Below are 26,152 nucleotides of genomic sequence, written 5' to 3' on the forward strand. Positions count from 1 at the left end.
GAATTTAAAATGAAAAAAACAATAGCGGTATTGCCAGGAGACGGAATCGGACCGGAAGTAACAGATGCAGCGGTAAAAGTGCTGCAATCCATTGCAATGCGTTATGGACATACTTTTCATTTAAAGCACGCGGTAATCGGGGGAGAAGCGGTGGATCAATTTGAGAATCCGCTTCCTCAGCAAACCATTGAAGTTTGTGAAGCGAGTGACGCGATTCTCCTTGGTGCGGTCGGGGGAACAAAATGGGATAACAACCCAGCTCATTTGCGTCCTGAAAAAGGGCTTTTGAACATCCGGAAGCATTTCGATTTGTTTGCAAATATTCGTCCAGTAAAAGCAATCCCAGCATTGCTAGCATCTTCGCCGTTAAAAGAAGAAGTGGCGAAAGATGTTGATATGGTCATCGTGCGCGAATTGACAAGTGGTTTGTATTTCGGTGAACCAAAACGTCGCTCTGAAAAATCAGCTGTCGATACGTTAGTTTACACAAGAGAAGAAATTGAACGCATTGTAAATCAAGCGTTTGAAATCGCTCGTACTCGAAGAGGCAAAGTAACTTCGGTTGATAAAGCCAATGTATTGGAAACGAGTAAGCTATGGCGTGAAGTGGTAGAAGAGCGTAAAGCTGCATATCCAGATATCGAAGTAGAGCATATGTTGGTTGATTCAGCTGCGATGAAGTTGATCACAGACCCACGCACTTTCGATGTTGTCGTAACAGAGAATATGTTTGGAGATATCTTGAGTGATGAAGCTTCTGTTATCACCGGCTCACTAGGTATGCTGCCATCTGCTAGCGTCCGTTCAGACGGCTTTGGTCTTTATGAACCGGTACATGGTTCAGCTCCTGACATCGCTGGACAAAACAAAGCGAATCCATCAGCTGCTATTTTGTCAGCTGCGATGATGTTGAAGCATTCATTTGGCCTGCATTCAGAAGCGGCTGCGATTGAACAAGCCGTAATGGGTGTTCTAGAAGATGGTTATTGTACAGGAGATTTGGCTGGTAGCGGGAAACGTGTAGTTTCAACAGAGCAATACGTAACAAAAGTGATCGAAGAACTTGAAAGAGAATTTGTATCGGAACACATTATGTATTCTTATGTGTAAGTAAAAGGAGCGGTTCGAATGGCAAAAACAATCATAGAGAAAATTTGGGAACAACATGTCGTCTTCGAAGAGCAAGGGAAGCCGGACCTGCTATATATTGACCTCCACTTATTGCATGAGGTGACATCTCCACAAGCGTTTGAAGGGCTGCGGTTAAACGGGCGCAAAGTTCGTCGACCAGATCTTTGTTTTGCGACAATGGATCATAACGTGCCAACACGAAACCGAAATACGATTACAGATCCGATTTCACGTAAGCAAATCAAAACATTGCAAGACAATTGCGATGAGTTTGGTGTTCCGCTTGCGGGCATCAACCACCCGGACCAAGGAATTGTGCATGTTATTGGACCGGAACTTGGGTTAACTCAACCAGGTAAAACGATTGTTTGTGGCGATAGCCATACTTCGACGCACGGTGCATTTGGTGCTTTAGCATTTGGTATCGGGACAAGTGAAGTCGAACACGTTCTTTCAACACAAACGCTGTGGCAATCAAAGCCTAAAACGATGGAAGTTCGAATTGATGGCAAGTTAGGCTTTGGCGTAACTGCTAAAGATGTTATTCTTGCGATTATTTCGAAGTTTGGTATCGATATGGGAACTGGATATGTTATGGAGTATACGGGCGAAGCAGTTCGTAACTTAACAATGGAAGAACGTATGACAATTTGCAATATGTCCATTGAAGCTGGTGCACGTGCAGGCTTGATTAGCCCGGATCAAACAACAATCGAGTATTTGAGAGGACGTCGACATGTTCCAGAAGGCGACGCGTTTGAACAGGAAGCTGATCGTTGGCTAGCTCTTGCCACAGACGAAGGCGCGCAGTATGATGCGACCGTTTCAATTCATGCAGATGAAATTTCTCCATTCGTTACATGGGGTACAAACCCATCGATGGGCTCAGGTATAGCTGAACGTGTGCCGTCTGCTGCGGATTATGATAAGCAGTCAGATAAAGACGCATTAAAACAAGCATTGGCTTATATGCATTTAGAAGAAGGAATGCCGCTTTCATCGATTGCGATTCAACACGTCTTTATCGGTTCTTGCACAAATGCGCGTCTTAGTGATTTGCGTGCAGCGAGTGAAATTATTAAAGGGAAGAAAGTGCATCCGTCTGTAACGGCAATTGTTGTTCCTGGATCTGAAACGGTAAAACGTGCTGCTGAACAAGAAGGGCTAGATCAAGTATTTCTTGAAGCGGGCTTTGAATGGCGCGAAACGGGTTGCAGTATGTGCCTAGCGATGAACGAAGACTCGGTGCCGGCTGGTGAACGTTGTGCATCCACTTCTAACCGGAATTTCGAAGGTCGACAAGGAGCGGGTTCTATGACGCACCTAGTAAGCCCTGTAATGGCAGCTGCAGCTGCGATTGAAGGTCATTTAACAGATGTCCGTAACTACATGGAAGAACCTGTAGCATCTGTATGACAAACGAAAGTGAGGAGACCCTTCGATGAAACCGATTAATAAAATTTCAAGCGTTCTAACGCCTCTAGAGCGAAAAAACGTAGATACGGACCAAATCATTTCGAAAGAATTTCTAAAGCGTATTGAACGAACGGGATTCGGCAAATATTTATTTTATCATTGGCGCTTTCATGCAGATGGTACACCAATAGAAGACTTTGTTTTGAATAACCCTCGATTCGAAAACTCCGAAATTCTAGTCGCACAAGAAAATTTCGGTTGCGGTTCTTCTCGTGAACATGCTCCGTGGGCAATTTTAGATTATGGGTTCCGTGTAGTGATTGCGCCTAGCTATGCAGACATCTTCTATAATAACTGTGTTAAAAACGGCATTTTGCCAATTCGTTTAAAAGACCAAGAAGTAGATGAATTGATTAGCAAAGGTCAACAACAAAACTTTAAGTTAGAGATTAACTTGGAAGACCAGTCAGTTACCGGGCAAGATGGTACACGTTATGAATTTGAAATTGATCCTTATTGGAAAGAAATGCTGCTGAAAGGCTGGGATGAAATTGCGCTGACCTTCCAGTATGATTCATACATTGCGGCTTATGAAGAAAAGCAACGCGCTTAATATTTTAGAAAGACCTTTTACTTAACCGTAAAAGGTCTTTTTTTCATTTTAAGTAAATTAATCATCAGCTGTTGACAACTATTTTTTATTTTGTTAATTTAAAAAAGGTACTTTAACGCTTTAGCAAACTAAAGGAGAGTTTATTTATGAATGCAGTTATTATTGCTGTCTTAGTCATGCTCGTATTGAGCTTGTTGCGTGTGAACGTCGTCTTTGCTTTATTGATTGGCGCGCTAGCAGGTGGACTAAGTGGCGGGTTATCGTTTACAGATACTATTACATCATTTACAGATGGTTTAGGAGCAGGGGCGACCATCGCATTGAGTTATGCCATGCTAGGTGGATTTGCCGTAGCCATATCACGTACAGGAATTCCTGAGCTGCTTGTCTCAGGTGTACTGAAGTTAGTAAATAAAGATGGCAAAGCAACGCGACAAAATTTAGCGAAGGCTCTAATTGTTTTAGCTTTGTTAGCGATGGCTATCTTCTCGCAAAACTTAATTCCGATTCACATTGCGTTTATTCCTTTATTAGTTCCACCGATTTTGCATATTCTAAATGAACTAAGAATCGATCGTCGTTTGACCGCTGCTGTCTTAACATTTGGTTTGACAGCGCCATATATTTTGTTACCATATGGCTTTGGATTGATTTTCCACGAAATTGTATTTATACAAATGGAACTAGCGGGATTGACGATTGACATGGCGGATATTCCAAAAGCAATGGCGATTCCAGTATTGGGCTTATTAGTGGGCCTAATCATTGCGGTATTCTTTTCTTACCGTAAGCCAAGAGACTACAAAACAATTCATTCTTCTTCTATAGAAGGAACGTTGAAAAAGACAGCTTCCGCGAAAGACGTACTCGTGACGATTGCTGCGTTAGTTGCGGCACTGTTTGCTCAAGTACAAACAGATTCAATGATCATCGGTGCACTTGCTGGTATCTTGGTGCTGTATATCTTTGGTGCAATGAAATGGCGTGAAGCTGACGAGGTCCTAACAGAAGGAATGCGCATGATGGCGTTCATCGGCTTTGTTATGATCACGGCGAATGGTTTTGCTTCGGTCATACAAGCGACAGGAGCAATTGCGCCACTAGTCGACAGCGTATCGGATTTATTTGCAGGCAATAAAGGTATTGCTGCGTTAGCAATGTTAATTGTCGGTTTGTTTGTAACGATGGGCATCGGATCATCATTTGCAACGATTCCGATCATTGCTGCGATCTTTGTTCCATTAAGTCTTGAGTTCGGCTTCTCGACGATGGCGATCATTGCTTTGATAGGAACTGCGGGTGCATTAGGTGATGCTGGTTCACCAGCATCAGACTCAACACTCGGACCAACAGCTGGACTGAACGTCGATGGACAACACAATCACATCTGGGATACATGTGTTCCGACCTTCCTTCACTACAATATTCCGTTGGTGATTTTCGGTTGGGTTGCTGTTATGTTCTTAGGATAAGCTTGAAGTGTTCCGACTATTATCATCTGGCTTGAAGTTCTAAAATATCCTGTTATACTAATAAAAGCGAATTAAAAAGAATTTCGTGGAACCACTTGCGGAATTCTTTTTTATTGTGTATAATATCTAATGTTGGTCTTTTGACTGCGATGAAGCGAGAGGTTACCGATACACCCGGCCGCTTTGCCATGGCGAGTGATTGGAAAATTTTCGTGGAGAATGTCTATCAAAAATAGGCGAAAAGGAGGGAAAATAATGGCAAAACAAAAAATTCGTATCCGTTTAAAAGCATATGATCATAGAATTCTTGATCAGTCTGCTGAGAAAATTGTTGAAACTGCTAAACGTTCAGGTGCAAGCGTATCGGGTCCGATACCGTTACCAACTGAAAGATCGGTTTACACAATCTTGCGTGCTGTTCATAAATACAAAGATGCTCGTGAGCAATTTGAAATGCGCACACACAAACGTCTAATCGATATCGTTAACCCAACACCACAAACTGTTGACGCGTTAATGAAACTTGATTTACCGTCAGGCGTTGACATTGAAATTAAACTTTAATCGGCAACGAAATAGAAAAACACAAATAACCACAGGAGGTGTGACAACATGACCAAAGGAATCTTAGGTAGAAAAATCGGTATGACGCAAGTTTTTGCTGAGAACGGTGATTTAATCCCTGTAACTGTTATTGAAGCTTCTCCAAACGTAGTTCTTCAAAAGAAAACAGTTGAGGTTGACGGCTACGAAGCTATCCAATTAGGTTTTGAAGACAAGCGCGATAAGCTTTCTAACAAACCTTCTAAAGGACACGTAGCAAAAGCTAACACTGCTCCTAAGCGCTTCATTCGCGAACTTCGCAATGTAAACTTAGCTGATTACGAGATTGGTCAAGAAGTCAAAGTAGATGTATTCGCAGAAGGCGATGTAGTAGATGTCACAGGAACAACAAAAGGTAAAGGTTTCCAAGGTGTTATTAAACGCCACGGACAATCTCGCGGACCAATGACACACGGTTCACGTTACCACCGTCGTCCTGGTTCAATGGGTCCGGTTGCTCCTAACCGCGTATTCAAACAGAAGAAATTACCTGGTCAAATGGGTGGAACAACAATTACGATTCAAAACCTTTCAATCGTGAAAGTGGATCTTGAGCGTAACTTACTACTTGTTAAAGGTAATGTTCCTGGTTCTCGCAAAGCGTTGATCCGTGTTAAATCGGCAACTAAAGCGAAATAATATATTTTTTGAGAAAGGAGGAAACAAGAATGACTAAAGTAGCTTTATTAAATCAAACAGGTTCACAAGTTGGCGAAATCGAATTGAACGATCATGTATTCGGTATCCAACCAAACGAATCAGTGTTATTCGACGCAGTAGTGTCTCAACGCGCTTCACTTCGTCAAGGTAACCATAAAGTAAAAAATCGTTCTGAAGTTGCTGGTGGTGGTAAAAAGCCATGGCGTCAAAAAGGAACTGGACGTGCTCGTCAAGGGTCGATCCGTTCACCACAATGGCGCGGAGGCGGTATCGTATTCGGACCAACTCCACGTAGCTACAGCTACAAACTTCCTAAGAAAGTACGTCGTTTAGCTCTACGTTCTGCACTTTCATCTGCAGTAGTTGGAGAAAACTTGATGGTACTTGAAGGATTAACATTTGATGCACCAAAAACAAAATCTTTCAACCAGTTGATCGCTGATCTTTCAATTGGCAAAAAAGCTTTGTTCGTAACTGCTGACCTTGATGAGAACGTTGCAAAATCTGCACGTAACCTTAAAGGTATGACAGTAGTAGCAGCAGATGGAATTAACGTATTAGACTTGCTTGGACATGACAAAATTGTTATGACTAAAGCAGCTGTCGAGAAAATTGAGGAGGTGCTTAGTTAATGGAAGCACGTGATGTAATTAAACGTCCGGTCATTACTGAGCAATCATCTGAAGTAATGGCGGAGAAAAAGTACACTTTCGAAGTGGACACTCGCGCAAATAAAACACAAGTAAAACAAGCCGTACAAGAAATCTTTGGCGTGAAGGTTGAGAAAGTCAACATCATGAACTACAAAGGCAAATTTAAACGTATGGGCAAACACGCAGGATACACAAACAAACGCCGTAAAGCGATTGTTAAATTGACTGCTGAATCTAAAGACATCGAGTTATTCGAAATTTAATTTTCTATAAGTTCTTATAGGACTATTAAAGAAGGAGGGAACTAACGTGGGGATCAGAAAATACAAACCTACCACTAACGGTCGTCGTAACATGACGAGTTCGGATTTCGTTGAAATCACTACGAACAAGCCTGAAAAATCGCTTTTACAACCTGTAAAACGCAAAGGCGGCCGTAATAACCAAGGTAAAATTACTGTACGCCATCACGGTGGTGGACATAAACGTCAATACCGCGTGATCGATTTCAAACGTAACAAAGATGGCATTCCAGGACGCGTTGCTACAATCGAGTACGATCCTAACCGTTCTGCGAACATCGCATTGATTCATTATGCTGATGGTGAAAAACGTTACATCTTAGCTCCTAAAGGAGTAGAAGTTGGAACTCAAATCATGTCAGGTATTGAAGCAGACATTAAAGCAGGTAACGCTTTGCCGTTATCAAACATCCCAATGGGTTCTACAATCCACAACATTGAATTGAAGCCAGGTGGCGGCGGACAACTAGTTCGTTCTGCAGGAACTTCAGCTCAAGTATTGGGTAAAGAAGGTAAATACGTAACAGTTCGTTTGCAATCAGGCGAAGTTCGCATGATCCTTGCTACTTGCCGCGCAACTATCGGCGCAGTAGGAAATGAGCAACACGAATTAATCAACATTGGTAAAGCAGGTCGTAACCGTTGGAAGGGCAATCGCCCAACTGTACGTGGGTCTGTAATGAACCCTAACGATCACCCACACGGTGGTGGTGAAGGACGTTCGCCAATCGGACGTAAATCACCAATGTCTCCATGGGGCAAACCAACTCTTGGATACAAGACACGTAAGAAAACGAATAAATCCGATAAATTTATCGTGCGTCGTCGTAAAAAATAATTTGATTCCGCTACGGTTCGCCAAAAGAACCGTGGTGCAATCACGAAGGGAGGATCCCACATGGGCCGCAGCTTGAAAAAAGGACCTTTTGTTGATGATCATCTTATGAAAAAAGTTGAAGCACAAAAGGACTCTGAGAAAAAACAAGTGATCAAAACTTGGTCTCGCCGTTCTACAATTTTCCCGACATTCATCGGACAAACAATCGCAGTATATGATGGTCGCAAGCACATTCCTGTATACGTGACTGAAGACATGGTGGGCCATAAACTAGGCGAATTCGCTCCAACGCGTAAATACGCTAGTCATGGTGCAGACGATAAGAAAACAAGACGTTAATTGAGAGGAGGATTTCCCTATGCAAGCAAAAGCTGTCGCTAGAACAGTACGTATTGCTCCTCGTAAAGTCCGTTTAGTAGTAGATTTAATTCGAGGCAAGCAAATTGGCGAAGCTGTTGCGATTTTGAACCATACTCCAAAAGCAGCATCTGTTGTTGTTGAGAAGTTATTGAAATCTGCAGCTGCTAACGCTGAACACAACTACGAAATGGACCTGAATGACTTAGTCATCAGCGAAGTATTCGTTGACGAAGGACCAACACTTAAACGTTTCCGTCCACGTGCAATGGGACGCGCAAGCGCAATTAATAAACGCACAAGCCACATCACACTAGTGGTATCTGACCAGAAGGAGGGATAATTCGTGGGACAAAAAATACATCCAATTGGGATGCGTATCGGAATCATTCGTGATTGGGAATCTAAATGGTACGCTGAGAAAGATTATGCTACGCTTCTTCACGAAGATATTAAAATCCGTGAATATGTTGAAGCACGTTTGAAAGAAGCATCAGTTTCTAAAATTGAAATTGAGCGCGCTGCAAACCGTGTTAACGTAACTATTCATACTGCGAAACCAGGTATGGTAATTGGTAAAGGTGGATCTGAAGTAGAAGTACTTCGCAAACAGCTTAACTCTATGACTGGCAAGCGTGTACACATCAACATTATTGAAATTAAAAGAGCTGATCTTGATGCAAGATTAGTAGCTGAAAGTGTTGCACGTCAATTGGAAAACCGAGTGTCTTTCCGTCGTGCACAAAAACAAGCGATCCAACGCACTATGCGTTCTGGCGCTAAAGGAATCAAAACTCAAGTATCTGGACGTCTAGGCGGCGCTGACATTGCGCGTGCTGAACACTACAGTGAAGGTACTGTTCCGCTCCATACGCTCCGCGCTGATATCGATTATGCGCATGCTGAAGCAGACACAACTTATGGTAAGCTTGGCGTAAAAGTATGGATCTACCGCGGTGAAGTCCTTCCAACTAAGAAGAAATCTGAGGAAGGAGGCAAATAATATGTTAATGCCTAAACGCGTTAAATATCGTAGAGAGCACCGTGGCAAGATGCGCGGAGAAGCTAAAGGCGGTAAAGAAATCGCATTCGGCGAATTTGGTCTCCAAGCATTAGAATCATCTTGGATCACTAACCGTCAAATCGAAGCAGCACGTATTTCCATGACTCGTTACATGAAACGTGGCGGTAAAGTCTGGATTAAAATTTTCCCACATAAACCATATACGAAAAAGCCTCTAGAGGTTCGTATGGGATCTGGTAAAGGTTCACCTGAAGGCTGGGTAGCCGTTGTCAAAACTGGTAAAATCATGTTCGAACTTGGTGGAGTATCTGAAGAAGTGGCACGCGAAGCATTACGCCTTGCATCTCACAAACTTCCGGTTAAAACGAAGTTCGTAAAACGAGAAGAAATTGGTGGTGAATCGAATGAAAGCTAATGAAATCCGTGACTTAACCACTGCTGAGATAGAACAAAAAGTGAAATCACTGAAAGAAGAGCTTTTCAACCTTCGCTTCCAATTGGCTACTGGTCAATTAGAAAATACGGCTCGCATCCGCGAAGTACGTAAAGCGATTGCCCGTATGAAAACTGTGATTCACGAAAGAGTACTCAGTGGCAATAACTGATAAATCGAGAGGAGGTTTGCAAGTATGACTGAGCGTAACCAACGCAAAGTATACACAGGCCGTGTTGTGTCTGACAAAATGGACAAAACCGTTACAGTAATGGTTGAAACTCAAAAGAAGCACGCATTCTATGGCAAACGTGTAAAATACTCTAAGAAATATAAAGCTCATGATGAGCTAAACGAAGCGAAAATGGGCGACGTAGTTCGCATCATGGAAACTCGTCCGCTATCAGCTACTAAACGTTTCCGCGTATTGGAAATTGTAGAAAAAGCGGTTATCATTTAATTTAAATAATTTCGGAACCTAAGAAATTCCGAAGGGAGGTTACCTAAGTGATCCAACAGGAAAGTCGTTTAAAAGTTGCAGACAACTCGGGTGCTCGTGAAGTACTAACGATTAAAGTGCTTGGTGGTTCTGGTCGCAAGACTGCAAACATCGGTGACGTAATCGTTTGTACCGTGAAAAAAGCAACACCAGGTGGCGTTGTTAAGAAAGGTGAAGTCGTTAAGGCTGTCATCGTTCGCACGAAAAGCGGAGCTCGCCGTAAAGACGGTACTTATATCAAATTTGATGAAAATGCATGTGTCATTATCCGTGACGACAAAGGTCCACGCGGAACTCGTATTTTCGGACCTGTTGCGCGCGAACTTCGCGATAACAGCTTCATGAAAATCGTATCACTTGCTCCTGAAGTTCTTTAATAAATCAATGTGCCATACCAAGGAGGTGCGACAGAATGCATGTTAAAAAAGGCGATACAGTTAAGGTAATCTCAGGTAAAGATAAAGGCAAAACAGGTGTTGTTTTGACAGCTTTACCTAAGAAAGACCGTGTGCTTGTTGAAGGTGTAAACATCGTGAAAAAGCATACAAAACCGAACCAGGCAAATCCACAAGGTGGAATTGTCAGCCAAGAAGCAGCAATTCACGTTTCTAACGTAATGTTACTTGACCCTAAATCAGGCGAGCCGACTCGTGTAGGTTATAAGGTTGAAGATGGTAAAAAAGTTCGTGTTGCAAAAAAATCCGGCGAAAAATTAGATAAATAAAATTCCTGAATGAAGGGAGGTACACACATGAACCGCCTAAAAGAAAAATATGTCAATGAAATCACTCCTGCTCTAGTGAGCAAGTTTGAATATAAATCGGTAATGCAGGCACCTGCAGTAAACAAAATCGTCATCAACATGGGTGTGGGCGAAGCTGTTCAAAACACTAAGTCACTTGACTCAGCTGTTGAAGAATTACAAACTATCACTGGTCAAAAACCAGTTATTACTAAAGCTAAGAAATCTATCGCTGGCTTCCGTCTTCGTGAAGGTATGCCAATCGGATGTAAAGTTACACTACGCGGAGAGCGTATGTACGACTTCCTGGATAAATTAATTGCTATCTCACTTCCACGTGTTCGTGACTTCCGTGGCGTATCGAACAAATCGTTCGACGGACGCGGTAACTACACACTTGGCGTGAAAGAACAATTGATCTTCCCTGAAATCGATTATGATAAAGTTACAAAAGTACGCGGTATGGACATCGTGATTGTAACAACTGCGAACTCTGATGAAGAAGCTCGTGAGTTATTAACACAATTCGGAATGCCGTTCCAAAAGTAAACGTGAGGGAGGCGTAAACGTGGCTAAAAAATCTATGATCGCAAAACAAAAACGCACGCCAAAGTTTAAAGTACAAGAGTACACACGCTGTGAACGATGCGGACGTCCGCATTCAGTATTACGCAAATTTAAACTTTGCCGTATTTGTTTCCGTGAACTTGCATATGTGGGACAAATTCCTGGCGTCAAAAAAGCCAGCTGGTAATCCCCTAATTTGGGAAGGAGGTAAAAGTAATGACAATGACAGATCCGATTGCAGATATGCTGACACGCATTCGTAATGCAAACATGGTTCGTCACGAAAAATTAGAGCTTCCGGCTTCTAATGTGAAAAAAGACATCGCTGAAATCCTTAAGCGTGAAGGTTTCGTTCGTGACGTAGAATATGTTGAAGATGATAAACAAGGCATGATCCGGATTTTCCTTAAATACGGAGCTAACAACGAACGCGTTATTACTGGATTGAAACGTATTTCAAAACCAGGATTACGTGTTTACGCTAAAACTAACGAGGTGCCACGTGTACTAAACGGTCTTGGAATCGCTTTAGTCTCAACATCACAAGGTTTAGTAACTGATAAAGAAGCCCGCGCGAAACAAATCGGCGGAGAAATCATAGCATACGTTTGGTAATAAGCAACAAACGAATGGAGGTGCAAAAGAATGTCACGTGTAGGTAAAAAACCAATCGAGGTTCCTGCAGACGTTACAATCACTCTTGGAGACAAGAATGCTGTAACAGTTAAAGGACCTAAAGGCGAGTTAACTCGCGAATTCCACAAAGATATTACAATCGCTCTTGAAGATAACGTGCTAACATTGACACGTCCTTCAGATTCTAAAGATCACCGCACAAACCACGGTACAACTCGTGCTTTGCTTGCAAACATGGTCACTGGAGTTTCTAAAGGATTCGAACGCACACTTGAATTAGTAGGTGTAGGTTACCGTGCTCAATTGCAAGGTGAAAAATTGGTTCTTAACGTAGGTTACTCTCACCCGGTTGAATTCACACCGGAAAACGGAGTTACAGTTGAAGTTCCAGCTAACACTAAAGTTGTTGTTAAAGGTATCGATAAAGAACGTGTTGGAGCTCTTGCTTCGAACATTCGCCAAGTACGTCCACCAGAGCCATATAAAGGCAAAGGGATCCGTTACGAAGGAGAAGCAGTTCGTCGTAAAGAAGGTAAAACAGGTAAATAATGCTGCTTAGGCAGGCTGAAAGGAGTGACCTCAGTGATTACGAAACTCGATAAAAACGCATCTCGTAAAAAACGTCATGCACGCGTACGTTCTAAAATTACGGGTACAGCACAACGCCCACGTTTAAACGTATTCCGTTCAAATAAATACATTTACGCTCAATTGATCGACGATATGAATGGCGTTACACTTGCAAGTGCATCATCTATGGAGAAAGATTTTTCTTTAGAATCTACTGGCAACGTGGAAGCAGCAACTAAAGTCGGCGAAACAATCGCAAAACGCGCTACTGAAAACGGCTTGAAATCGGTTGTTTTCGACCGCGGTGGTTATTTATATCATGGACGTGTAAAAGCATTAGCAGAAGCTGCACGTGAAAATGGTTTACAATTTTAAAAGAAGGAGGGACACATTTCATGCGTCGTATTGATCCAAACAAACTTGAACTTGAAGAACGCGTAGTTACGATTAACCGCGTAGCGAAAGTTGTAAAAGGTGGACGTCGTTTCCGTTTCTCCGCATTAGTTGTTGTAGGCGACAAAAATGGTAATGTTGGTTTTGGTACTGGTAAAGCTCAAGAAGTTCCAGATGCTATCCGCAAAGCTATTGAAGATGCGAAGAAAAACCTAATTGAAGTACCAATGGTTAAGGGTACTACTCCACACTTAGTAATCGGTCGTTTTGGTGCAGGCCAAATTCTTATCAAACCTGCTTCTCCGGGTACTGGTGTAATTGCTGGCGGACCTGTTCGTGCGGTACTTGAATTAGCTGGAGTACAAGATATCTTATCTAAATCTCTAGGTTCAAGCACACCAATCAACATGGTACGTGCTACTATTAACGGTTTAACTCAATTGAAAAGTGCTGATGAAGTTGCAAAACTTCGCGGTAAATCAATAGAAGAACTGTTAGGATAGGAGGGAAAATCACATGGCAACTAAATTGGAAATTACCCTCACAAAATCTGTGATCGGCGCTAAACCGGCACAACGTAAAACTGTTCAGTCATTAGGATTGCGCAAAATGCATCAAACTGTTGAGCACCAAGACAATGCAGCCGTTCGCGGAATGCTTGATAAAGTAGCTCACTTAGTAACTATTAAAGAAGTTTAATTACGGATTTCTATAGAAGGAGGTGCCAACCAAATGAAACTTCATGAATTAAAACCAGCAGAAGGTTCACGCAGCTCGAGAAAGCGTATCGGACGCGGTATCGGTTCAGGTACTGGTAAAACAGCAGGTAAAGGTCATAAAGGTCAAAACGCACGTTCAGGCGGCGGTGTTCGTCCTGGATTTGAGGGTGGTCAAAACCCATTATTCCGTCGTTTACCAAAACGTGGATTTACCAACATTAACCGTAAAGACTATGCAGTAGTGAATGTTGAAGTGTTAAATCGTTTCGACGAAGGCACAGAAGTAACACCTGCATTGTTGATCGAAACAGGTGTTGTGAGCAATGAACGTTCTGGAATCAAAATTCTCGGCAATGGTAGCTTAGAAAAGAAATTGACAGTAAAAGCTCACAAATTCTCTGGATCAGCTAAAGAAGCGATCGAAGCTGCCGGCGGACAAACCGAGGTGGTTTAATGTTTCAGACAATCTCTAATTTTATGCGCGTGACTGATATTCGAAATAAAATATTCTTTACATTATTGATGCTCATCATTTTCCGTATTGGAACTTTTGTTCCAGTACCGAATGTTGACGCTTCGGTTTTGCAAGCTACTGACCAGATGGGTCTGGTTGGATTCTTAAATACTTTCGGTGGAGGTGCCCTTGCTAACTTTTCGATTTTAGCAATGGGAATTATGCCATACATTACAGCATCAATCATTGTGCAATTATTGCAGATGGATGTTGTACCGAAATTTGCAGAGTGGGCGAAACAAGGAGAAGTCGGAAGACGGAAACTTGCTCAATTCACTCGCTACTTCACAATCGTTCTTGCCTTTATTCAAGCAATCGGTATGTCTTATGGGTTTAACCAAATGTACGGAGGTTCTTTAATCCAGAATGACACGATTTCAACTTACGTTGTCATCGCTATTGTATTGACTGGGGGTACAGCGTTTCTACTGTGGCTTGGCGAGCAGATTACGGCAAAAGGTGTGGGGAACGGTATTTCGATTATCATCTTCGCAGGGATTGTCGCTGCAATACCAGGTGCTATTAACCAATTATATGCACAGCAGATCCAAGGAGCTGGAGATCAGCTTCCGATCAATCTTGCCATCATGGCATTGCTTGCATTAGCTGTTGTTGCTATTACCGTTTTGGTCATTTATGTTCAACAAGCGTTGCGCAAAATACCAATTCAGTATGCTAAACGAGTTGCTGGCCGTGGTCAGTCAACAAGTGGGCAACAAACGCATTTACCTTTGAAAGTGAACGCGGCCGGAGTTATACCGGTAATCTTTGCAGTAGCGTTTATTATAACGCCACAAACTATTGCTTCTTTCTTTGGTGCCAACGCGTTTACAGAAGCGATTCAGAATACGTTTGATTATACGCGTCCAGTCGGCATGATTATTTATGTCGCTTTGATCGTAGCATTTACGTATTTCTACGCTTTCATTCAGGTTAATCCTGAGAACGTGTCGGATAACTTGAAAAAGCAAGGTGCATATATTCCGGGAATCCGTCCGGGTAAAAATACGCAGGATTATTTAACAAGTGTGTTATATCGATTGACATTCGTTGGCGCTATCTTCCTGGCAATTATTGCTGTTCTTCCGATTTTCTTCATTAACGTAGCTAATTTACCGCAATCGGCGCAAATCGGTGGTACAAGTCTTTTGATTGTTGTAGGTGTAGCACTAGAAACGATGAAACAATTAGAATCACAACTTGTAAAACGTCATTACAAAGGCTTTATGAAATAATCAGTGGGATATAAAGGGACGTGAAAGCGTCTCTTGTCCAATTGTTTGAGGGGGAAAACGTATGAATATCGTATTAATGGGTCTACCGGGTGCCGGAAAAGGTACTCAAGCAGACGAAATTGTTAAGAAGTACGACATCCCTCATATTTCTACAGGTGACATGTTTCGCGCTGCTATAAAAGGTGGAACGGAACTGGGCTTGAAAGCAAAATCATTCATGGATCAAGGTGCTTTAGTGCCTGATGAAGTGACTATCGGCATTGTCCGAGAGCGACTAAGTGAAAAGGACACGGAGAAAGGCTTTTTATTAGATGGCTTTCCACGTACTGTCCCTCAAGCTGAAGCGTTAGAATCTCTTCTGGCCGATCTTGATAAGCGAATCGAGCATGTCGTAAATATCCAAGTCGAACAAGACGAATTGATTGCACGTTTAACAGGCAGATGGATCTGTAAAGTTTGTGGAACTGCTTACCATACTGTGTTTAACCCTCCAGCAACAGCTGGCGTGTGTGACAAAGATGGCGGAGAACTCTACCAGCGCGAAGATGATAAGCCTGAAACCGTCACTAAGCGTCTAGAAGTAAATATGCAACAAACACAGCCGCTTCTTGATTTCTATGAAAGCAAAAACGTGCTGCAAAATATAGATGGACAGCAGGACATCAAAAAAGTATTTGCTGACATTGATGCTCTTCTAAAGGGCGACCGAGGATAATCCCCGGCGCCGGGCGCAGTTAGTTGCCTCCATGTGGCTTTAAGGAGCACCGGAGATATGAATTTTCGAGAGCTGCAAAAGCAAACAAGGCTCAGGATATGAAAGTCGATGTAAATGCACTTTAGTGCAATTATGTATCGAAACTAGTATAATGGGTTTCGTGGAAGCATCTGTGTAACGGGTTTGGAACTCATCCAAGGCAGTCCGGGCAGTCGAGGATACATGAGACAGACTGGCTTTGCTGGATTAACGCCGGCCCGCTAATCTGCGGAGCTCGGATAATGTCTTTCAAATGTCACTCATGCATTTCTCGTGAATGAATGTACTACTACTATTCAATCAGCAAATACTGTTTGAAGATGAGATCCTGATTTGTATACAGAAGGGAGACTGGGTCGATGGCGAAAGACGATGTAATCGAAATTGAAGGAACTGTCGTTGAGACTTTGCCTAACGCGATGTTTAAAGTGGAATTGGAAAACGGTCATACGATTCTTGCGCACGTATCTGGCAAGATTCGCATGCATTTCATCCGCATTCTGCCAGGAGATAAAGTGACAGTGGAACTTTCTCCTTACGATTTAACACGCGGTCGTATCACATACCGTTTTAAATAATCTTTTGCACTCCGGACTACTAAGGAGGTTGGGTTAGATGAAAGTGAGACCATCTGTAAAACCGATCTGTGAAAAATGTAAAGTTATTCGCAGAAACGGTAAAGTAATGGTAATCTGTGAAAATCCGAAACACAAACAAAGACAAGGCTAATATGAAGGAGGTGCATCGCACACATGGCACGTATTGCTGGTGTTGACATTCCGCGCGACAAACGCGTTGTTATTTCATTAACATATATTTTCGGTGTTGGTAAAACAACTGCACAGAAAGTTCTTTCTGCTGCTGGTATCTCTGAAGAAACACGAGTTCGTGATCTTACAGAAGATGAGTTAAACAATATCCGTGAACAATTAGATCAATACAAAATCGAAGGTGACCTTCGCCGTGAAGTTTCAATGAACATCAAACGCTTGATGGAAATTGCAAGCTTCCGAGGAATTCGCCATCGTCGTGGACTACCTGTTCGCGGTCAAAATACGAAGAATAATGCGCGTACGCGTAAAGGTCCTCGTAAAACTGTAGCTAACAAGAAAAAATAATCAGTAAAGGAGGTTTCTTCTTAACATGGCACGTAAACAACAAACTCGTAAGCGTCGTGTGAAAAAGAATATCGAATCTGGTATTGCTCACATCCGCTCAACATTCAATAACACAATTGTTACTATCACTGATATGCAGGGTAACGCTGTATCATGGTCAAGTGCAGGTGCATTAGGATTTAGAGGTTCACGTAAATCTACTCCTTTCGCTGCGCAAATGGCTGCTGAAACTGCTGCTAAAACATCAATTGAACACGGTCTTAAAACTCTAGAAGTTACAGTTAAAGGTCCTGGTTCAGGTCGTGAAGCTGCTATCCGTGCGCTTCAAGCTGCTGGACTAGAAGTTACAGCGATTAAAGATGTAACTCCAGTACCTCATAACGGTTGCCGTCCGCCAAAACGCCGTCGCGTATAATCGTTAATCTGAATAGGATTTTTGAACATCACGACTTACTGGATGGGTTCTGAATCGTAGCGAAAGTCTGTGACTATCGAATTCTTGATGAAACGAAAAAAAACCGACGTTTTGAAGGAGGGTAAAATGAATGCTTGAAATAGAAAAACCAAAGATTGAAACGGTTGAGATCGATAATAATGCCAAATTTGGTAAATTTGTTATTGAACCTCTTGAGCGTGGATATGGAACCACTTTAGGAAACTCCTTACGTCGAATCTTACTTTCATCTTTACCTGGCGCAGCTGTTACTTCTATTCAAATTGATGGCGTACTACACGAATTCTCCACTGTTGAAGGTGTAGAAGAAGATGTAGCAACTATTATTTTGAATATCAAGAAGCTTGCTTTGAAAATTTACTCTGACGAAGAAAAAGTCATTGAAATTGACGTAAAAGGTGATGGAACGGTTACGGCTGCAGATATCACGCACGATAGTGACGTGGAAATTCTGAATCCGGATCTATATATTGCAACAATCGCTAAAAATGGTCACTTACGTATGCGTATGTATGCGAACAGAGGCCGTGGATATGCTCGTGCAGATCAGAACAAACGTGAAGATCTTCCGATTGGCGTTATCCCGATTGACTCTATTTACACTCCAGTTTCACGTGTTAATTTCCAAGTGGAAAACACTCGTGTGGGTCAACTAGCTCATTTTGACAAATTATCTCTTGATGTTTGGACAGATGGAAGCATTGGTCCAAAAGAGGCAATTGCACTAGGAGCAAAGATTTTTACTGAGCATTTAAATATCTTCGTAGGATTAACTGATGAGGCACAAACGGCTGAAATCATGGTTGAAAAAGAAGAAGACCAAAAAGAAAAAGTATTAGAGATGACTATCGAAGAACTTGATCTTTCGGTTCGATCTTACAACTGCTTAAAACGTGCGGGTATCAACACGGTACACGAACTGGCAAGCAAGTCGGAAGACGACATGATGAAAGTACGCAACCTCGGACGCAAATCACTTGAAGAAGTTAAAGTGAAGTTGGAAGATTTAGGCCTTGGCCTTCGTAAAGAAGACTGAGAGTTAAGATCGGATCCGAACTATTGAACAAAGGAGGGAAACTTCAATGAGAAAGCTTCAACGTACAAGTTCTCAACGTAAAGCACTATTACGTGACCTTACAACAGACTTAATCGTACATGAACGCATTCAAACGACTGAAGCTCGTGCGAAAGAAGTGCGTTCGACTGTAGAAAAAATGATTACACTTGGTAAACGTGGAGATCTTCACGCTCGCCGTAAAGCAGCAGCATGGATGCGCCGTGAGTTGGTAACAACTGCAGACGCTGAAGGCAACGAAACAACAACTTATGCATTGCAAAAATTGTTTGATGATGTTGCACCACGTTACGCTGACCGTCAAGGCGGTTACACACGCATTATGAAAATGGGGCCTCGTCGCGGAGATGGCGCACCTATCGTTATTATCGAATTGGTTTAATCAATCGAAGGGGGTTAATAGCCCTCTTCTTTTAGCATTATGATTTATACGACAATATGAAAAGCTGAGTGTTATGATGAGCGAGCCGAAAGGCGGCGTCTCGTCTAGCTCTACGCACCTCATTCAACCCTGGCTTAAGCAACCGGGGAAGCCATAGAGACAGAAAAGCGCATTTCTCTGAATGAGGTGCGCGCTTTTTTTATTTATTTACCGTTTTACAAACGCGCACAAAAACCAGTAGAGTAGAGAAGAGCAAAGCACGTGTTAGAGGAGGTCAGGTTAGATGAATTCGATTATTATGTCATTCGAAAATGTGACATTTACATATATGCAAGAAGACGAGTCGGTAAAACCGGCCGTAAACGATTTGTCATTTTCCATTCAAGATGGGGAGTGGATTGCCTTGGTAGGCCATAACGGCTCAGGGAAATCCACTATTGCTAAATTAATGAATGGTTTGTTGTTTCCGCAAACTGGAAAAGTGGAAGCAATGGGTAAATTAATGTCAGAAGAAAGTTTGTGGGATATTCGTTCCCAAATGGGGATGGTATTTCAAAATCCAGACAACCAATTTGTAGGAGCGACCGTTCAAGATGACGTCGCTTTTGCGTTAGAAAATAATGGTGTGCCGCATGAAGAGATGGTCGTTCGCGTAAAAGAGGCGCTACAGCAAGTAAAGATGGCGGATTACCTCGATCACGAGCCTCATCATTTATCAGGCGGTCAAAAACAACGGGTGGCCATCGCAGGTGCACTTGCCTTGCGTCCACGCTTGTTAATATTAGATGAGGCAACCTCTATGCTTGATCCGCAAGGGCGTATGGAAGTAATCGAGACCATTCGAGAACTACGAAAAGCGACAGGGTTAACGGTTATCTCCATTACGCATGATTTAGAAGAAGCTGCGCTCGCTGATCGTATTTTGGTAATGAATGCGGGCGAGAAACAATTAGAAGGTAAGCCGGATGCTGTATTTCGTTCAGGAAACGAGCTAACAAACTTAGGATTAGACTTGCCCTTTTCGATGCGCATGACGCATTTATTGCGTGAAGTTGGGATCGAACTGCAAGGAGAACATATGACAGAAGACGAATTGGTGGATGAACTATGGACATTTTACTCCAAGAAGTAGGATATAGTTACGCAAAAGATACGCCGTTTGAGAAACGAGCATTAACGGATGTTTCGCTGCATATCCCTTCTGGATCCTATACAGCAATTATTGGCCATACTGGATCTGGTAAGTCGACGGTTCTACAGCATTTGAATGCGCTGTTAAAACCAACAGAAGGATCGGTCATGATTGGTGGGCGTAAAATCGAAGCAGGAGTGAAAGCGAAAAACTTGCGTGACGTGCGTCGACAAGTCGGGATAGTTTTTCAATTTCCTGAACAACAATTATTTGATGAAACTGTTTTAAAAGATATTATGTTCGGTCCTTTAAATTATGGTGTGTCTGAAGAAGAAGCGAGCCGTCGTGCACACGAACTCGTTGAACAGCTCGGGTTACCGCCCGAAGTGTTAACGAAATCTCCTTTTGATTTGTCGGGTGGACAAATGCGCCGTGTGGCAATTGCAGGTGTTTTGGCAATGGAACCAGATGTGTTAGTGCTTGATGAACCGACAGCGGGATTAGATCCACGTGGCCGCCGTGAAATTATGGACTTGTTCCACCGGCTTCATATTGAAAAAGGACTGACCACTGTCTTAGTGACTCATAGTATGGAAGATGCGGCGCGTTATGCCGATAACGTGGCGATTATGCACAACGGCCGTTGTGTCGTCACAGGCGAACCTGTAGAAATTTTTTCGAATGAAGAGCAGTTACGTGATTATCGACTAGAACCGCCGCGGACCATTCGTCTTCAACAAAAACTTGAAGATAAAATGGGCATTAAGCTCGATTCAATTTCCTTGACGGAAGAAGCATTGGCTAAAAATATTGCGCTTGCTTTATCGGAAGGACGTGATTCCGAATGATGGAGAAAATGATTTTTGGTCGCTTTATTCCAGGAAATTCTTTAATTCATCAGATGGACCCGCGAGCAAAGATTTCGTTTGTTTTTGTCTTTATCGCTATTGTCTTTATCGCAAATAGCGCGATAACTTACGGTATTCTTTTAGGGTTTACTTTATTGGTCGTATTCTTATCTAAAATCCGCTTGTATTTTTTAATAAATGGTTTAAAACCGGTCTTTATTTTACTGATTTTCACGTTTCTTCTTCATATATTTTTTACGCGTGAAGGTGATTTGTTAGTGGATATTGGGTTTATTAAAATTTACGAAGAAGGATTGCGGCAAGGGATATTTATTTCGGTTCGCTTTTTAGTCTTGGTGTTTATCACCAGTATTTTAACGTTAACGACCTCGCCAATTTCGATTACAGATGGCATTGAAGTGTTGCTTGGTCCATTTAAGCGAGTGAAGTTGCCTGTGCACGAATTGGCTTTGATGATGTCTATTTCGTTGCGCTTTATCCCGACTTTAATGGATGAAACGGGAAAGATCTTGAAAGCACAAATGGCTAGAGGGTCTGACATCGGCTCAGGTCCAGTGAAAGACCGCATTAAAGCAGTTGTTCCTTTGTTGATCCCATTGTTTGTTAGTGCCTTTAAACGTGCAGAAGACCTTGCGACGGCAATGGAAGTTCGCGGTTATCGTGGAGGCGAAGGCAGAACGCGCTATCGCCAGTTAAATTGGCGTTTGATCGATAGCTTGAGTTTAGTAGTACTGGTAGGGCTTGCGGGAATACTTGTTTATTTCCGTGTATAAGGAGAGTAATTATGAAACGATTAAAAGCGACAATCGCATACGATGGTTCGGGATTTGCAGGATACCAAGTACAGCCCGATTCCCGTACGGTTCAACTTGAATTAATGAAGGTGCTTGAAACCATTCATAAAGGAAAAGTGATTCAAGTGGTAGCAAGTGGCCGAACAGATGCTAAAGTTCATGCCACCGGTCAAGTGATTCATTTTGATACTGAGTTATCAATTCCGATAATTGGGTGGTTAAAGGCGCTTAATGTTCTATTGCCGGAAGACATTCGAGTCCATTCGATTGAAGAAGTAGACACATCTTTTCATGCGCGCTACCATACAACGGGCAAAACCTATCGTTACAAATGGGATCGCAGTCAAATCATTAGTCCATTTACGCGTAGTTTAATGGTACATGTAAAACAACCATTAGATGTAGAAGCTATGAAAAAAGCGTCGCAAGCCATAGTCGGTACGCATGACTTTTCTAGTTTTTGTGCAGCAAATACAGCTGTAGTCGACAAAGTCCGAACAGTAAGACGGTTGGATTTTGAAGAACACGGCAATGAATTGCATATGGTTATAGAAGGAACTGGATTTTTATACAACATGGTTCGAATTATTGCGGGGACATTAGCGGAAGTTGGCATGGGCAGACGAAAAGCTGAAGAGCTTGAAGATATTGTGTCTGCAACCGACCGAGATGCTGCTGGAATAACAGCTCCAGCTCATGGCCTTTACTTGGAAAACGTGATGTACGAGAGCTGAAACAACTTTTCCTGGTGTTTTTAGAAAACCCCTTGACTTTTGTTGGTTTTCGTTATAACATGATGTATGGTATTTTCATTACCCCCACGATATGCCCCGGAAGGTTATTTGTGTATAGGGATAACGAAAAAACGGAACAGCGGAACACTGTAAATGATATTAAAAAGAGACGATTTATTAGGAGGACAATATACATGCGTACAACATTCATGGCTAAAGGTCACGAAGTAGAGCGTAAATGGTTGGTTGTCGATGCAGAAGGGCAAACTCTTGGACGTTTAGCTTCTGAAGTCGCTTCAATCTTACGTGGAAAATACAAACCAACATTCACACCAAACGTTGACACTGGTGATCACGTAATCATCATCAACGCTGAAAAGATTCACCTTACAGGTAACAAACTTGCAGACAAAATCTACTACCGTCACACACAATATACGGGTGGATTGAAACAACGTACTGCACTTGAAATGCGCACAAAATACCCAACAAAAATGCTTGAATTGGCTATTAAAGGGATGCTTCCTAAAAACTCTTTAGGTCGTCAAACGTTCAAAAAGCTGCATGTCTATGCTGGCCCAGAACATAACCACCAAGCACAACAACCGGAAACTTACCAGCTTCGCGGGTAATAATTAGTAAATAAGAGGAGGATACACCTTTGGCACAAGTTCAATATATTGGCACAGGTCGTCGTAAAAACTCAACAGCTCGCGTACGTTTAGTACCGGGTGACGGCACAATTACAATTAACAACCGTGACGTAGCAGACTACGTTCCTTACGAAACATTACAACAGATTATCAAACAGCCACTAGTTGCTACGGAAACTCTAGGAAGCTACAACATCCTAGTAAACGTAAACGGCGGTGGATTCACAGGCCAAGCCGGAGCAATCCGTCACGGTATCGCACGCGCTCTACTAACTGTAGACCCTGCATTCCGTCCTGCGTTGAAATCTGCTGGGTTATTAACACGTGACCCACGTATGAAAGAACGTAAAAAACCAGGTCTTAAATCAGCACGTCGTGCACCTCAGTTCTCAAAACGTTAATTTCGATTTTCGTTTACAAAGCACTTTCCGAAGAAATTCGGAGAGTGCTTTTTTTATTTCTTTGAATGAGGAAATGAAAATAGGATCTTTAAATTAGAGAACAATAAATGCTCTATTCTTATAAGGCTGAATACATTAAAAATAAGATTTGCTGTGCTATACTTTATGGTGAGCAAAATTGATAGGGAGTGTATCGATATGTTAACTGAAGTACAAGTACGCGAATTACTCGGAACATTAGAAGATCCGTTTTTACATAGATCGTTAACGGAAACAGGTGGCATTACATCTGTAACGATCAAAGAAGAGAAAAAGCACGTCAGCGTGAAGTTGGCAATTGCGAAAACAAATACGCCAGAACAAATGCAACTTCAGATGAAAGTTGTGGACGTATTAAAAGGAGCGGGAGCGGGATCTGTTGGTATCCGTTTTGAAGAGCTTCCTCCTGAAGCGCTAGCGAAGTTCCGTGGAACGGCGAGCGAATCAGAAGCACAAGATTTATTGTCTCCATTAAACAAAGTAGAATTTATTTCGATCGCTAGTGGTAAAGGCGGCGTTGGTAAATCAACTGTCTCTGTTAACTTGGCGATTGCGTTAGCGCGTCTTGGTAAAAAAGTTGGATTGATCGATGCAGACATCTACGGCTTTAGTGTGCCGGATATGATGGGGATCGATAAATCTCCAGTTGTTCGCGGCCAAACGATTATTCCGGTTGAACGATTCGGCGTAAAAGTTATTTCGATGGGCTTTTTCGTAGAAGACAATATGCCAGTTGTATGGCGTGGACCAATGCTAGGTAAAGTGCTTGATCAATTCTTCCGTGATGTAGAGTGGGGAGATCTCGATTACCTTCTATTAGATTTGCCACCAGGCACAGGAGATGTTGCACTCGACATTCACCAAATGCTTCCGGCTTCTAAAGAAATCGTAATCACGACACCGCACCCGACAGCTGCATTCGTCGCAGCGCGTGCTGGGGCGATGGCAATTCAAACCGATCATGAAGTATTGGGTGTTATCGAAAACATGTCATGGTTCGAAAGCGCAGAAACAGGCAAGAGAGAATACCTCTTCGGACAAGGAGGCGGACCAAAACTTGCAGAAGAATTGCGTACGCCGTTACTTGGACAGATTCCAATGGGTCAGCCTGACTGGAACGAAGAAGACTTTGCTCCATCTGTCTACCTAGAAGATCATCCGACAGGAAAAATTTACGAAGACATCGCGAATCAAGTGATTAAACAATTCGCCGACAAAAAATAAAAGCATGAGCACAGTCCGGAAGCCTTCAGTGGTTTCCGGGCTTTTGTTTTTTAATAGTTTAATAGAGGATGTGGCGATTCAGTAACAAAGCTTCGATATTCGAGGTTTGTTCACAATCTATTGAATACAGTGAATGGATTTTTCAATAGCCGGTTGGTACAATCTTAAAAGAACTTTAAATAACGGAGGCATTCAATTGACAATAAGAAACTGGGTTAAGTTTTTCTTTAAAGCTCTTTTAATAGGTGGAATTGTAACAGGCGTACTTGGATTATTCGTCCGCTGGGAAGATATATTTGCAGAGCCGTTCCGTAACGGCCAATGGGGAGAATTTTTAGCGGGATTTGTTTGGCTAATCATTATCGGTTTAACGATGAGTATCATTAGCCAATTGTGTTTCTTTGCTTACTTAACGGTGCACCAAATTGGGATGAACATTTTCCGCACATTGCGTTTATGGAATTGGGTGCAAGTTTTAATTATTGTAGTGGTTATTGCGGATTTGATTTTATTCCGTTTTGCGCCTAACGCACAAACAACTGAACAAGTTTGGTTATACGGAATTCTATTGACGATTTTAATCGTTACAGGAGTTGTGACAGCTTACATTAAAGCGAAGTGGACAAACAAGGAAACGTTTATTTCTGCTTTGTTCTTTATGATTGTAATTACAACAGTAGAATGGCTTCCTGCCTTGATGGTAGAAGCAGGGAATATTGATAGCTGGGTTACGTTATTACTATTTCCATTTTTAGCAGTAAATGCGTATCAACTTTTAATTTTACCGAAATACAATGCACAGTCCGATGTGGATCGTCAGAAATTAGAAGAGCGGCGTGCTGCAAGAAAAGCAAAAGCAGAGTAAATTTTTTTAGGGAAGATCATTTGTTCACTCGTTTTGGCGAAGTGGGCAAGTGATTTTTTGTTTTCTTTAGAGATAACTTGTTTCCGGGAGAAAGCAGGTGGCTGTAAGAGTGAGGAGCTTTTGATAGCGGCGGAGAAATCGGAATACAGAAGGAAAAATAGGTTTTCGAGAAAAACTTTCGCGAAAGTGTTGACAGGAATCTAAACATGCTTTAATATAATAAAAGTCGCCAAGCAACAACGAACAACATAAACAAAAAGGCGGCACACAATATCAACAAC

At 42.2% G+C, this 26,152-nt stretch carries 41 protein-coding genes; all 41 read left to right on the plus strand.

From position 1 onward, the window contains the following. The first annotated feature begins 9 nt into the window (after positions 1-9). Positions 10-1,110, plus strand: coding sequence for a 3-isopropylmalate dehydrogenase (gene leuB / locus GPDM_RS14405; protein WP_008432493.1), 1,101 nt, complete (start codon positions 10-12; stop codon positions 1,108-1,110). 18 nt (positions 1,111-1,128) lie between these two features. Next, positions 1,129-2,547 (plus strand): 3-isopropylmalate dehydratase large subunit, encoded by a 1,419-nt coding sequence (gene leuC / locus GPDM_RS14410; RefSeq protein WP_008432494.1) that lies wholly within the window; start codon positions 1,129-1,131, stop codon positions 2,545-2,547. Positions 2,548-2,572: 25 nt separating this feature from the next. Further along, on the plus strand, positions 2,573-3,160 hold the full coding sequence (leuD, locus tag GPDM_RS14415; RefSeq protein ID WP_008432496.1) for a 3-isopropylmalate dehydratase small subunit: 588 nt from the start codon (positions 2,573-2,575) through the stop codon (positions 3,158-3,160). 146 nt (positions 3,161-3,306) lie between these two features. After that, the gene (locus GPDM_RS14420) at positions 3,307-4,632 is read left to right on the plus strand and encodes a Na+/H+ antiporter family protein (protein WP_008432498.1); all 1,326 of its coding nucleotides are present in this window, start codon (positions 3,307-3,309) and stop codon (positions 4,630-4,632) included. Positions 4,633-4,887: 255 nt separating this feature from the next. Then, the gene (gene rpsJ / locus GPDM_RS14425) at positions 4,888-5,196 is read left to right on the plus strand and encodes a 30S ribosomal protein S10 (protein ID WP_006828927.1); all 309 of its coding nucleotides are present in this window, start codon (positions 4,888-4,890) and stop codon (positions 5,194-5,196) included. Between the two features lie 48 nt (positions 5,197-5,244). Continuing rightward, the gene (gene rplC / locus GPDM_RS14430; RefSeq protein ID WP_008432504.1) at positions 5,245-5,874 is read left to right on the plus strand and encodes a 50S ribosomal protein L3; all 630 of its coding nucleotides are present in this window, start codon (positions 5,245-5,247) and stop codon (positions 5,872-5,874) included. A 29-nt stretch (positions 5,875-5,903) separates the two neighbouring features. Beyond that, positions 5,904-6,527, plus strand: coding sequence for a 50S ribosomal protein L4 (rplD, locus tag GPDM_RS14435; protein WP_008432506.1), 624 nt, complete (start codon positions 5,904-5,906; stop codon positions 6,525-6,527). After that, complete coding sequence (gene rplW, locus GPDM_RS14440) at positions 6,527-6,811, plus strand: 50S ribosomal protein L23 (RefSeq protein ID WP_006828930.1); 285 nt, start codon at positions 6,527-6,529, stop codon at positions 6,809-6,811. The genes rplD and rplW overlap by 1 nt, the downstream gene beginning before the upstream one ends. Before the next feature lie 46 nt (positions 6,812-6,857). After that, positions 6,858-7,688 carry a 50S ribosomal protein L2 gene (gene rplB / locus GPDM_RS14445; RefSeq protein WP_008432507.1) on the plus strand — a complete coding sequence of 277 codons (831 nt, stop codon included), beginning with the start codon at positions 6,858-6,860 and terminating at the stop codon, positions 7,686-7,688. Positions 7,689-7,748: 60 nt separating this feature from the next. Then, positions 7,749-8,027 carry a 30S ribosomal protein S19 gene (gene rpsS / locus GPDM_RS14450; RefSeq protein ID WP_006828932.1) on the plus strand — a complete coding sequence of 93 codons (279 nt, stop codon included), beginning with the start codon at positions 7,749-7,751 and terminating at the stop codon, positions 8,025-8,027. Between the two features lie 19 nt (positions 8,028-8,046). After that, on the plus strand, positions 8,047-8,388 hold the full coding sequence (gene rplV, locus GPDM_RS14455; protein WP_008432509.1) for a 50S ribosomal protein L22: 342 nt from the start codon (positions 8,047-8,049) through the stop codon (positions 8,386-8,388). A gap of 3 nt (positions 8,389-8,391) precedes the next feature. Then, positions 8,392-9,048 (plus strand): 30S ribosomal protein S3, encoded by a 657-nt coding sequence (gene rpsC / locus GPDM_RS14460; protein WP_006828934.1) that lies wholly within the window; start codon positions 8,392-8,394, stop codon positions 9,046-9,048. 1 nt (position 9,049) lies between these two features. Next, positions 9,050-9,484: a 50S ribosomal protein L16 gene (gene rplP, locus GPDM_RS14465; protein ID WP_008432510.1), complete on the plus strand. Its 435-nt coding sequence runs from the start codon at positions 9,050-9,052 to the stop codon at positions 9,482-9,484. Further along, the gene (gene rpmC / locus GPDM_RS14470) at positions 9,474-9,674 is read left to right on the plus strand and encodes a 50S ribosomal protein L29 (RefSeq protein WP_006828936.1); all 201 of its coding nucleotides are present in this window, start codon (positions 9,474-9,476) and stop codon (positions 9,672-9,674) included. The genes rplP and rpmC overlap by 11 nt, the downstream gene beginning before the upstream one ends. A 24-nt stretch (positions 9,675-9,698) precedes the next feature. Continuing rightward, the gene (rpsQ, locus tag GPDM_RS14475; RefSeq protein ID WP_008432511.1) at positions 9,699-9,962 is read left to right on the plus strand and encodes a 30S ribosomal protein S17; all 264 of its coding nucleotides are present in this window, start codon (positions 9,699-9,701) and stop codon (positions 9,960-9,962) included. Positions 9,963-10,009: 47 nt separating this feature from the next. Further along, on the plus strand, positions 10,010-10,378 hold the full coding sequence (gene rplN / locus GPDM_RS14480; protein ID WP_006828938.1) for a 50S ribosomal protein L14: 369 nt from the start codon (positions 10,010-10,012) through the stop codon (positions 10,376-10,378). A gap of 35 nt (positions 10,379-10,413) precedes the next feature. Next, the gene (gene rplX / locus GPDM_RS14485; RefSeq protein ID WP_008432514.1) at positions 10,414-10,725 is read left to right on the plus strand and encodes a 50S ribosomal protein L24; all 312 of its coding nucleotides are present in this window, start codon (positions 10,414-10,416) and stop codon (positions 10,723-10,725) included. Between the two features lie 27 nt (positions 10,726-10,752). Next, the gene (gene rplE, locus GPDM_RS14490; RefSeq protein WP_008432516.1) at positions 10,753-11,292 is read left to right on the plus strand and encodes a 50S ribosomal protein L5; all 540 of its coding nucleotides are present in this window, start codon (positions 10,753-10,755) and stop codon (positions 11,290-11,292) included. Positions 11,293-11,311: 19 nt separating this feature from the next. Further along, the gene (gene rpsN / locus GPDM_RS14495; protein ID WP_006828941.1) at positions 11,312-11,497 is read left to right on the plus strand and encodes a 30S ribosomal protein S14; all 186 of its coding nucleotides are present in this window, start codon (positions 11,312-11,314) and stop codon (positions 11,495-11,497) included. Between the two features lie 29 nt (positions 11,498-11,526). Continuing rightward, the gene (rpsH, locus tag GPDM_RS14500) at positions 11,527-11,925 is read left to right on the plus strand and encodes a 30S ribosomal protein S8 (protein WP_006828942.1); all 399 of its coding nucleotides are present in this window, start codon (positions 11,527-11,529) and stop codon (positions 11,923-11,925) included. A 30-nt stretch (positions 11,926-11,955) separates the two neighbouring features. Next, positions 11,956-12,495: a 50S ribosomal protein L6 gene (gene rplF / locus GPDM_RS14505; RefSeq protein ID WP_008432518.1), complete on the plus strand. Its 540-nt coding sequence runs from the start codon at positions 11,956-11,958 to the stop codon at positions 12,493-12,495. 33 nt (positions 12,496-12,528) lie between these two features. Further along, positions 12,529-12,891, plus strand: a complete 363-nt coding sequence (gene rplR / locus GPDM_RS14510; RefSeq protein WP_008432519.1) for a 50S ribosomal protein L18 — start codon at positions 12,529-12,531, stop codon at positions 12,889-12,891. A 20-nt stretch (positions 12,892-12,911) separates the two neighbouring features. Beyond that, positions 12,912-13,412 carry a 30S ribosomal protein S5 gene (gene rpsE, locus GPDM_RS14515; RefSeq protein ID WP_008432520.1) on the plus strand — a complete coding sequence of 167 codons (501 nt, stop codon included), beginning with the start codon at positions 12,912-12,914 and terminating at the stop codon, positions 13,410-13,412. Between the two features lie 13 nt (positions 13,413-13,425). Further along, positions 13,426-13,608 (plus strand): 50S ribosomal protein L30, encoded by a 183-nt coding sequence (gene rpmD, locus GPDM_RS14520; protein WP_008432521.1) that lies wholly within the window; start codon positions 13,426-13,428, stop codon positions 13,606-13,608. A 33-nt stretch (positions 13,609-13,641) separates the two neighbouring features. Continuing rightward, positions 13,642-14,082 carry a 50S ribosomal protein L15 gene (gene rplO / locus GPDM_RS14525; RefSeq protein ID WP_008432523.1) on the plus strand — a complete coding sequence of 147 codons (441 nt, stop codon included), beginning with the start codon at positions 13,642-13,644 and terminating at the stop codon, positions 14,080-14,082. After that, positions 14,082-15,377: a preprotein translocase subunit SecY gene (secY, locus tag GPDM_RS14530; protein ID WP_008432525.1), complete on the plus strand. Its 1,296-nt coding sequence runs from the start codon at positions 14,082-14,084 to the stop codon at positions 15,375-15,377. The genes rplO and secY overlap by 1 nt, the downstream gene beginning before the upstream one ends. Before the next feature lie 61 nt (positions 15,378-15,438). Beyond that, complete coding sequence (locus tag GPDM_RS14535; RefSeq protein WP_008432527.1) at positions 15,439-16,092, plus strand: adenylate kinase; 654 nt, start codon at positions 15,439-15,441, stop codon at positions 16,090-16,092. A gap of 398 nt (positions 16,093-16,490) precedes the next feature. Continuing rightward, complete coding sequence (gene infA, locus GPDM_RS14540; RefSeq protein ID WP_006828950.1) at positions 16,491-16,709, plus strand: translation initiation factor IF-1; 219 nt, start codon at positions 16,491-16,493, stop codon at positions 16,707-16,709. 37 nt (positions 16,710-16,746) lie between these two features. After that, positions 16,747-16,860, plus strand: coding sequence for a 50S ribosomal protein L36 (rpmJ, locus tag GPDM_RS14545; protein ID WP_006828951.1), 114 nt, complete (start codon positions 16,747-16,749; stop codon positions 16,858-16,860). A gap of 23 nt (positions 16,861-16,883) precedes the next feature. Further along, positions 16,884-17,249 carry a 30S ribosomal protein S13 gene (gene rpsM / locus GPDM_RS14550; protein ID WP_006828952.1) on the plus strand — a complete coding sequence of 122 codons (366 nt, stop codon included), beginning with the start codon at positions 16,884-16,886 and terminating at the stop codon, positions 17,247-17,249. A gap of 25 nt (positions 17,250-17,274) precedes the next feature. Continuing rightward, on the plus strand, positions 17,275-17,664 hold the full coding sequence (rpsK, locus tag GPDM_RS14555; RefSeq protein WP_006828953.1) for a 30S ribosomal protein S11: 390 nt from the start codon (positions 17,275-17,277) through the stop codon (positions 17,662-17,664). Positions 17,665-17,794: 130 nt separating this feature from the next. Next, positions 17,795-18,739, plus strand: coding sequence for a DNA-directed RNA polymerase subunit alpha (locus GPDM_RS14560; protein ID WP_008432529.1), 945 nt, complete (start codon positions 17,795-17,797; stop codon positions 18,737-18,739). Positions 18,740-18,785: 46 nt separating this feature from the next. Next, positions 18,786-19,160: a 50S ribosomal protein L17 gene (gene rplQ / locus GPDM_RS14565; RefSeq protein ID WP_008432531.1), complete on the plus strand. Its 375-nt coding sequence runs from the start codon at positions 18,786-18,788 to the stop codon at positions 19,158-19,160. A 283-nt stretch (positions 19,161-19,443) separates the two neighbouring features. Next, on the plus strand, positions 19,444-20,292 hold the full coding sequence (locus GPDM_RS14570) for an energy-coupling factor ABC transporter ATP-binding protein (RefSeq protein ID WP_008432534.1): 849 nt from the start codon (positions 19,444-19,446) through the stop codon (positions 20,290-20,292). After that, positions 20,268-21,140 carry an energy-coupling factor ABC transporter ATP-binding protein gene (locus tag GPDM_RS14575; protein WP_008432535.1) on the plus strand — a complete coding sequence of 291 codons (873 nt, stop codon included), beginning with the start codon at positions 20,268-20,270 and terminating at the stop codon, positions 21,138-21,140. Before GPDM_RS14570 ends, GPDM_RS14575 begins: the two co-directional genes overlap by 25 nt. Then, the gene (locus GPDM_RS14580; protein ID WP_008432537.1) at positions 21,137-21,934 is read left to right on the plus strand and encodes an energy-coupling factor transporter transmembrane component T family protein; all 798 of its coding nucleotides are present in this window, start codon (positions 21,137-21,139) and stop codon (positions 21,932-21,934) included. Before GPDM_RS14575 ends, GPDM_RS14580 begins: the two co-directional genes overlap by 4 nt. Positions 21,935-21,945: 11 nt before the next feature. Then, positions 21,946-22,689 carry a tRNA pseudouridine(38-40) synthase TruA gene (truA, locus tag GPDM_RS14585; protein ID WP_008432539.1) on the plus strand — a complete coding sequence of 248 codons (744 nt, stop codon included), beginning with the start codon at positions 21,946-21,948 and terminating at the stop codon, positions 22,687-22,689. A gap of 194 nt (positions 22,690-22,883) precedes the next feature. After that, on the plus strand, positions 22,884-23,321 hold the full coding sequence (gene rplM, locus GPDM_RS14590) for a 50S ribosomal protein L13 (protein WP_008432541.1): 438 nt from the start codon (positions 22,884-22,886) through the stop codon (positions 23,319-23,321). A gap of 29 nt (positions 23,322-23,350) precedes the next feature. After that, complete coding sequence (gene rpsI / locus GPDM_RS14595; RefSeq protein WP_008432543.1) at positions 23,351-23,743, plus strand: 30S ribosomal protein S9; 393 nt, start codon at positions 23,351-23,353, stop codon at positions 23,741-23,743. Positions 23,744-23,941: 198 nt separating this feature from the next. Then, positions 23,942-25,006 (plus strand): Mrp/NBP35 family ATP-binding protein, encoded by a 1,065-nt coding sequence (locus tag GPDM_RS14600; protein ID WP_008432545.1) that lies wholly within the window; start codon positions 23,942-23,944, stop codon positions 25,004-25,006. A 196-nt stretch (positions 25,007-25,202) separates the two neighbouring features. Then, on the plus strand, positions 25,203-25,871 hold the full coding sequence (locus tag GPDM_RS14605; protein ID WP_008432546.1) for a KinB-signaling pathway activation protein: 669 nt from the start codon (positions 25,203-25,205) through the stop codon (positions 25,869-25,871). Positions 25,872-26,152 lie beyond the last annotated feature (281 nt).

The organism is Planococcus donghaensis MPA1U2 (assembly GCF_000189395.1).
Taxonomy (GTDB): Bacteria; Bacillota; Bacilli; order Bacillales_A; family Planococcaceae; genus Planococcus; species Planococcus donghaensis_B.